Origin of the sequence: Paraburkholderia sp. Ac-20342 (assembly GCF_017104985.1) — a bacterium.
GTDB lineage: Bacteria > Pseudomonadota > Gammaproteobacteria > Burkholderiales > Burkholderiaceae > Paraburkholderia.
In genome coordinates this window covers 1-7,957 of sequence record NZ_JAAGPQ010000154.1, presented here as the reverse complement: position 1 = coordinate 7,957, position 7,957 = coordinate 1, and the positions used below count along the sequence as shown (strand labels likewise).

The following is a 7,957-nucleotide window of genomic DNA, read 5'->3' as shown; positions in this document are numbered from 1 at the left end:
CTGCCCGGCGGCGCGCCGTTCTGCATGCCCCAGCCGCCGCGCGGATCGTGCAGGCGCCCGCGCGCCGCCGAGAACTCCGCGCCGAGCAGCAGCACCGCCGCCGAGAAGTACAGCCACATCAGCAGCACCGCGAGCGAGCCGGCCGCGCCAAACGAACTGGCCATGCCGGCATGCGCGAGATAGAGCGCGAACAGCTTCTTGCCGGCCGTGAACAGCACGGCCGCGACGAGGCCGCCGACCAGCGCGTCGCGCCACAGCACCTTCGCGTCGGGCAGGAACTTGAGCAGCCCGGCGAACGCGAACACCAGCACAAGCAGCCCGACGCCGAGTTGCAGCAGGTTGCCGATCACGACATAGGGCGAGTTGCCCCACAGCCAGTTGCCGATGAAGACGATCACCGTATCGAGCACGAGCGAGACGATCAGCAGAAACGCGACGCCGAGCACGAGCCCGAACGAGACCAGCCGCACGCGCACGAGCGCGAGCACGCCCGAGGTGCGCGGCCCGGTGTAGGGCCACACTATATTGAGGGCGCTGTTGAGCGACGAGAACGTCGCCGATGCGCCGATCGCCAGCAGCGAAAACGAAATGATCGCCGCGACGCCGCCTTTGGCGCCCGCATGATGCGCGTTCTCGACGATCGTCTGCACGCCCTCGGCGGCCTGATTGCCGATCAGGCCGTTGATATGGCCGTACAGTTCGCCGCGCGCGGCCGCCGCGCCGAAGAACCAGCCGGCCACGGCGATCACCATCACGAGCGTCGGCGCAAGCGAGAAGGCCGCGTAGAACGCGATGCTGGCCGCCTGCGCCGGACAGCGGTTGTCCGAGAATTGCCGCAGCGCGCCGATTACCCAGTTGGCCTGCTTGCGCGCTGCCTGCTGAAGGTTCCCGGTGGAGAAGGAGTCGAGGTCCATGGTCGTGTTCCGAACGGTGCCGGGCCGTCGCGTCTTGTCGCGGCGGGCGGCTTTCGCTTGCGTGCCCTCCGCAAGCCGTGTGCCCGCCACTATACAAGCTAAGCGGCGCGTGCCGTCGTGACGAAGACACAGCGCCCATGCGTCGTCACGCCGTCACATCGTTGTGCGGGCAGGTATGCATGCGCTGCGCGGCCGCCGCGCATGCCGCTAGAATGCAGCGGATTCCCTTCACCTTCCTCGTTACCATGCATTCGCACGAATTCGTACAGCAACTGGACGTCATCGCCGCCGATCAATGGGGCGCGCATCTGCCCGCGCACGTCGTCGAACAATTGCCGGCGCAGGGCATCACGGTGTTCGGCGTGACCGACGACGCTTCCGATACCGCCGCCTTCAGCGCGCGCTACGGCTTCGGCCTCGAAGACTGCGCGAACACGATCGTGATCCGCTACAAAAAGGACGGCGGCGAGCATTACGCGGCGCTCGTTTCGCTCGGTTCGCGGCGGCTCGACGTCAACGGCGCGGTGAAGGCCGTGCTCGGCGCGCAGCGGCTCTCGTTCGCGCAGCGCGAGACGGCGGTCGAGCATAGCCGGATGGAGTTCGGCGGGATTACCGCGTTCGGTCTGCCGCGGGACTGGCGCATTCTCGTCGACGCCGCGGTGATGGAGCGCATGCAGATCGTCATGGGCGCGGGCGTGCGGGCCGCCAAGCTGCTGCTTTCTCCCGAGGTGCTGCGGCAGTGGCCGCGCTGCGAGGTGGCGGAGTTGACGCTGCCGCTGTCGGCGGAGTGAGACGGTCGCGGCGTTGACGCTGCAGTCGAAGCGGCGCGCGCTACCGGCGGGAAGGAACGCGGCTACGCGGTGCTTGCTGGCGAAGTGTGTACGCCCGCGTGTCCTTGCTCGTGCCTGAGCCTGAGCACGACCCCGACCCCGATCCTGACCTCGGCCCGCGGCCTCAGGCGAGGTCCCAAACGAAACCTCAAGCGAAGCCGACGCCCGCGCGGCTCAGCAACTGGCGGTTGCGCTCCGACAGGTTCTTCATGCTCAACTGCTTGCCCGCCTTGCGATAACGCTCGGCGAGTCCCTGCAAGGCCGCGAGCGCCGAATGATCGGCGAGCAGCAGATGGCTGCAATCGACGGTCACGTTCGCCGGGTCGCGCGCCGGATCGAACAGTTCGTGAAAGCGCGTGGTCGACGCGAAAAACAGCGTGCCGCGCGGCACGTAGGTCCGGTGGCCCGCGCGATCCTCGGCGTGCGCATGAATTTCGCGCGCATGCTGCCACGCGAAGTTGAGCGCGGCGATCACGATGCCGCACATCACCGCGATCGCGAGATCGGCGAACACGGTAATGACCGTGACCGCGACGATCACGAGCGCGTCGTTGCGCGGCACCTTGCCGAGCACGCGCAGCGACCCCCATGCGAAGGTCTGCTGTGCGACCACGAACATCACGCCGACCAGCGCCGCGAGCGGAATCCGCTCGATCAGCGGCGACAGGAACAGGATGTACAGCAGGATCATCACGCCGCTGACGATTCCCGACAGCCGCGAGCGCCCCCCCGAATTCAGGTTGATCATGGTTTGGCCGATCATCGCGCAGCCGCCCATGCCGCCGAACAGTCCCGAGGCGATATTCGCGGCGCCGAGCGCCACGCATTCGCGATTCGGCTGACCGCGCGTTTCGGTGATCTCGTCGGTCAGATTGAACGTGAGCAGCGTTTCGAGCAGACCGACGATCGCCATCAGCACCGCGTACGGCAGGATGATGCGCAGCGTGTCCAGATTCAGCGGCACGTCGGGCAGATGCAGCGCCGGCAGGTTGCCGGCGATGTGCGCCATGTCGCCGAGCGTGCGGGTCGGCAGATGCAGCAGCTGCGTGAACAGGCCGACGCCGAGAATCGCCACCAGCGCGGGCGGCGCGGCGCGCGTGAGGCGCGGTAGCAGATAGACGATCGCCATCGTCAGCGCGACGAGCGCGCACATCGTCGCGAGTGCGCTGCCGCGCAGCCATGTTTCGCCGTGCGGCGTGATCTGTTTGAAGTGCGCGAGCTGCGCGCTGGCGATAACGATCGCGAGTCCGTTGACGAAGCCGAGCATCACCGGATGCGGCACCATGCGGATCAGCTTGCCGAGCCGCAATGCGCCGAACAGCACCATCAGCAGGCCGCTCAGTATCACGGTGGCGAGCAGATATTGCGCGCCGTGCTGCACGACCAGCGCGACGATCACGACGGCCATCGAACCGGCGGCGCCCGAGATCATGCCGGGCCGTCCGCCGAACAGGGCGGTGACGGTGCAGATAAAGAATGCGCCATACAGGCCCATCAGCGGATTGAGATGGGCGACCAGCGCGAACGCGATGCATTCGGGCACGAGCGCGAACGACGAGGTCAGGCCGGCGAGCACGTTGCTGCGGATGCCGGAAAGCCGCGCGGGCCGACCGGGAGCGGGACTAGCGGTGTTCATGGTCAACGAGGTGGGCGCGCGAGCGCGCGGTGCAAGCGCGCGCACATGGCGATGCAGGTGGCGGCGCGAAGGAGGCGTCAGCCGAAGGCGGAACGCTTTGCGAAAGGCCGCAATTCTACCGTAGTACGATGAATCGGGTCGCTGAGCGCCGCGCGGACCGTCGCGCAAGCGGCGGGCGGTTGCGCGACGGTTGCCCGAAGGTTGCGCGATGGTCCGTGATAGAGGCGGTGCGGCGTAGCGCGGTTGTGAAGCCGATCTATACGAATGGCCCTGTGCCAATACGCGGTGACGCCAATCTCCGCGCTCAAATAATCAGACGCGAAACCTTCGTGCCTTCGAGCGAAACGCCCGCCATCAGGCCGCCGTTGGTCAGCACGAAAGCCTGCACCGGGCTCGTCGCGGTCGACGTATCGACCGCGCCGTTCGCGCCGACCTTCAGCACCGCGACGGTCGCGTTCGCGCCGACCGCCCATCCCTGGCTATGCAGGAAATCGTCGAGGGCTTCCTTCGTCATGAACAGGAACACGAGCGCCTTCGACTGCGCGCCGATCTGCAAGCCGAACGAACCCGCGAGCGTGCTGTAGTAGCCGACCGTGCGTCCGTCGATGCGCAGCGCGCCTTCGCCGTACTGTCCGCCGACCCAGAAGCCGGCCGCGATCACCGACGGGAACACCAGCACGCCACGCGCCTTGGCGACGAGATCGCGCGAGCCGTCGACGTTTTCGTACAGACGCGCGAGCGTCGAGTCGATGCCCGCGTTGATCGTGTCGCGCTTGCCGGCGTTGGCTGCGGGCGAGGCGCCGGAAGCCGGCGAAGTCGTCGTGCAACCGGTGAGGTTCAGGCCCGCGACGGCGAGAGCAGCGCTGCCGGTCATGATGAACTGTCGTCTGCGCATGACTGTTTTCCTTTGCGTGTCGAACGCGTTTTGTGTTTTGTACGTGATCGGAGAGTGCGGCGGTTTCGCCTGCTTTCGTTTGTTCTGTTTTACGCGCGGGAGTTTCCTTGCGCGCGTCGTGGCCGTTGATTTGGAACGGGAACGCTGCGCCGCCAGTGTGCCGGGACGTGTGCGAATGATCCAGCAGATTGTGTGCCCAAGGCGTGTCGAAGCGCGCGTCGCTGTGGGGCCGGGGCGGTGTGCCTCGTCGTGGCGGTGGGGCGTGCGCGAGGCCGGCTCCCGGCCGCGCGCGGTCAGGACGGCTAGCGTAGTCAGGGCGTCGGACGGATGTTCTGATTGTGGCGGAACAGATTGCCGGGGTCGTAGCGGTTCTTCACGGCGACGAGCCGCTCGTAGTTCGGCCCGTACGCTTCGGCGATGCGGCCGCTTTCCTCCTGCGTCATGAAGTTCACGTACACGCTGCCGAGCGCGAAGGGCCGCGCCGCCTCGAAGAATTCGCGCGCCCATGCGATGCAGCGGTCGTCGTCGCGCGCATCGTCCCAGCGGCCATGCACGTTCATCGCATAGAGCGTGTCGCGGTTCGGATAGGCGGTTGCGTCGACCGCCACGCGCTGCGTTTGCCTGCCGATCAGTCCGAAAAAGATCTCGCATTGCGGCGACGGCAGCGTGTCGATCGCACGGATCAAGGCGTCGATCAGACCATCGTCGATGTCGGCGAGATTGTGCGACTTCCAGTAGTTGCGCGCGCCGGGCGTGAGTAGCGGATCGAACGCCTGTTGCCACGTTTCGTACGGCATCGGCCCGAGATGTTCGCCAAGCGGCGCGCCGAAGCCGCGCACGTGCTCGACCTCGGCCGGACCGTTTTCGACGGGGCCGGTGTAGCACATCGCAAAGACGAGCACCGGCTGGCCGTGTACGTCGGGCGGCAGGAACGGCAGCGGCGGCGCGAGCCGCGCAACGGCCCACACGGCGAGTTCTTCCGGCATCGCGGGCGCGGCGGCGCGGTAGCTGACGAGCGCGTCTTTCGCGTTCCCGAACGGCAGCACGACGAGGCCGCCGTACACGAGCGGGCCGAGCGGATGCAGATCGAACTCGAACTGCGTGACGACGCCGAAATTGCCGCCGCCGCCGCGAATCGCCCAGAACAGATCGTCGTGCGAGGTGGCGCTCGCGCGACGCAATTCGCCGTCGGCCGTGATGACGTCGGCGGCCACGAGGTTGTCGACCGTCATGCCGTAGCGGCGGCTGAGCCAGCCGAATCCGCCGCCGAGCGTGAGCCCCGCGACGCCGGTCGTCGAGTTGATGCCGAGAGGTGTCGCGAGTCCGAATGCCTGCGCTTCGTGATCGAAATCGTGCAGCGTCGCGCCCGGTTCGACATAGGCGCGCCGCGCGGCCGGATCGATGCGCACGGATTTCATCGACGACAGATCGAGCACGAGCCCGTCGTCGCACAGCGCGCTGCCGCCGATGTTGTGGCCGCCGCCGCGAACCGCGAGCGGCAGGCCGTTGTCGCGCGCGAAGGCGATGCCGCTGCGCACGTCGGCCGCGCCGGCGCAACGCAGGATCATCGCGGGATAGCGGTCGATCATCGCATTCCAGATGCCGCGCGCCGCGTCGAAATCCGGCGTGTCGGGCAGGAGAAGCGGGCCGCGCAGGCCGGCTTTGAATGCGTCGATTGCGCTGCTGGATATCGTGACCATGGCGTACCTCGCAGGAGAGTGGCAGACGCTCCCGCCGCGCTATTCAGAAGACCAAACTAAATGGACGCCGCCGAGGGAACGCGTATCGGGAGGTCGGTGTGCGTCCAGTAAACGGGGCGGCGCGCCGAAGTCAAACAAAGGTATACCCGCGCTCGCGGACGTCGCGGCGCAATCGCTCGCGCGACAGGCGTTTGCGCGGCGTGCAGGTGTCGATGGCCGGTCGCGATCGCACGGATGGTGCACATGCTTCGGAAAAAGATCGCGCGATGAAGTGTTGGTTCGCGCCGCGCTGATGGTTGCGCCGCGACACTTTGCGGCGCGCGGGAGTGTGTCTGCAGGGCCGATTGCGATTGAGGCTTCGATGGCGAGTGTTCGGAGGCGGCGGCGGGCTGCTGCGTTGCTTCGCATGTCGGCGGTTGCGGTGGTCGATGCGTGCGCCGATGTATGAGCGCTAGCGCACATCGGCGGAGATTTTTTTCCGGCGCGAGGAGGCGGTTTTGACGGCGCGATGTTTGTGAAACGGCGCGGCGGCTTTTATCTACCCTGTCTGTGGGATTGCGCTCATTCGCCTTTGGGCATTTTTCGTTTTATGTGCGGAGAAACACATGAATAAAAGAGGCGATATGTAAAGAGTCCGGTTGAGTACGCGAAAACCCTCGATGATTGCGCTATTTTCGATTCGCTTCTGGTGCTGTCAATAATGTGAGGCGAATGTCAGAACAAACGATTCATGGCTTGTTTCAGGGCTTATTTCGATTGATGCCGCTTCGTCGAACGAGTGCGGAACGTTGCCGCGAATATCGGCGATATCGCATTGCGTGGTCTAGCGCACGGTCACCTGATTGCTCTGCGCATAACTTCAACGTCCATCAAGCCTTGCTGTGCTGCTTTAACGATTAGTTCGGCGCACAGCCAGCCGATTCTCTCGAAGTACGCCAAATCGGACCGGGGATTTTCCGAGAGAGAAGTGTCCCGTGTGACGGGTTTTATTTCGCACGAGGCGAAGTCGGTCGGGCTTCGGATTTCCGTTTTCTCGATGAGCGGAGATTCACTCGTTATTTGGACCGGTCGTTCTGGATGGAATAATTAGGAGATTGAAATGAAAAAGCATAACGGGGACGCGTGGAAGCTGGGTACGCGGCGCGCGGCTTTGGCGGTGGCTGTGAGCCTTTATGCGGCGATGGCGGGCGCGCAGACATCGGGCAGCGGATGTTCGAGCGGTGCCGGGCCCGGCTGCGCGACTCAGGGAGGCGGAGCGGGCTTCGCATCGGTGGGGCTCGCTTCGGCTGCGCCGACGGGCCCGCAGAGTAGCGGGGCGCCGTCGACAAGCACGGGCGGCAATGGCCTGAGCGGCGGAAACAGCGCGGCCAACTCCGGCTCGGGAGGCACCGGCGGGAACAACGGGAATGGCAGTAACGCCGGTAATGGCGGTAATGGTAGCGGTAACGGTAATGGCGGCGGTAACGGCGGGACCGGAGGCGACGGCTCGGGGGGAGACGCCGGCAACGGTGGTGATTCCGGTGGAGATGGCGGGCATGGTCATCATGGGCATGGCGGTGATGGGGATGGTGACGGCGGGCATGGTGGCCATGGAGATGGCGGTCATGGCGATGGTGGCCATGGAGATGGCGGCCACGGTGATGGCGGCCATGGAGACGGTGGTCACGGCGATGGCGGCCATGGTGACGGTGGTCATGGAGATGGCGGTCACGGCGATGGCGGTCACGGCGATGGCGGCCATGGTGCCGGTGGTCATGGAGATGGCGGCCATGGCGATGGTGGTCACGGTGATGGTGGTCACGGCGATGGCGGCCACGGCCACGGCGATGGCGGTCATGGCGATGGCGGCCACGGAGATGGTGGTCACGGAGATGGCGGCCATGGCGATGGTGGTCACGGTGATGGTGGCCATAGTGATGGCGGCCACGGCGATGGCGGTCATGGCGATGGTGGTCACGGAGATGGCGGCCATGGCGATGGTG

Annotated in this window: 6 protein-coding genes; 2 read left to right on the top strand and 4 right to left on the bottom strand. The window is 66.0% G+C overall.

Translation table 11 applies throughout. The annotated features are described in order from the left end of the window. On the bottom strand, positions 1-914 hold a 914-nt coding region (locus tag G3N58_RS32755; protein ID WP_206001268.1), incomplete at its 3' end, for a YihY/virulence factor BrkB family protein. Positions 915-1,159: 245 nt separating this feature from the next. Here G3N58_RS32755 and G3N58_RS32750 point away from each other — a divergent pair. After that, positions 1,160-1,705 carry a YbaK/EbsC family protein gene (locus G3N58_RS32750; protein WP_206001269.1) on the top strand — a complete coding sequence of 182 codons (546 nt, stop codon included), beginning with the start codon at positions 1,160-1,162 and terminating at the stop codon, positions 1,703-1,705. Between the two features lie 187 nt (positions 1,706-1,892). Here the strand turns inward: G3N58_RS32750 and G3N58_RS32745 are convergent, their stop codons facing one another. From G3N58_RS32745 to G3N58_RS32735, 3 genes are all read right to left on the bottom strand, one after another. Beyond that, the gene (locus G3N58_RS32745) at positions 1,893-3,380 is read right to left on the bottom strand and encodes a SulP family inorganic anion transporter (RefSeq protein WP_167043600.1); all 1,488 of its coding nucleotides are present in this window, start codon (positions 3,378-3,380) and stop codon (positions 1,893-1,895) included. 304 nt (positions 3,381-3,684) lie between these two features. Next, positions 3,685-4,275: a YSC84-related protein gene (locus tag G3N58_RS32740; RefSeq protein ID WP_167043602.1), complete on the bottom strand. Its 591-nt coding sequence runs from the start codon at positions 4,273-4,275 to the stop codon at positions 3,685-3,687. 311 nt (positions 4,276-4,586) lie between these two features. After that, complete coding sequence (locus G3N58_RS32735) at positions 4,587-5,975, bottom strand: FAD-binding oxidoreductase (RefSeq protein WP_206001267.1); 1,389 nt, start codon at positions 5,973-5,975, stop codon at positions 4,587-4,589. 1,406 nt (positions 5,976-7,381) lie between these two features. Between G3N58_RS32735 and G3N58_RS34565 the strand changes: the two genes are divergently transcribed. Continuing rightward, positions 7,382-7,957: hypothetical protein (locus tag G3N58_RS34565; RefSeq protein WP_206001266.1), on the top strand; the 576-nt coding region annotated here is incomplete at its 3' end.

Coding starts and splice junctions, on each gene's coding strand:
- G3N58_RS32740 (WP_167043602.1), bottom strand. CDS start 4,275: ATGCGCAGACGACAGTTCATCATGACCGGCAGCGCTGCTCTCGCCGTC.
- G3N58_RS32750 (WP_206001269.1), top strand. CDS start 1,160: ATGCATTCGCACGAATTCGTACAGCAACTGGACGTCATCGCCGCCGAT.
- G3N58_RS32735 (WP_206001267.1), bottom strand. CDS start 5,975: ATGGTCACGATATCCAGCAGCGCAATCGACGCATTCAAAGCCGGCCTG.
- G3N58_RS32745 (WP_167043600.1), bottom strand. CDS start 3,380: ATGAACACCGCTAGTCCCGCTCCCGGTCGGCCCGCGCGGCTTTCCGGC.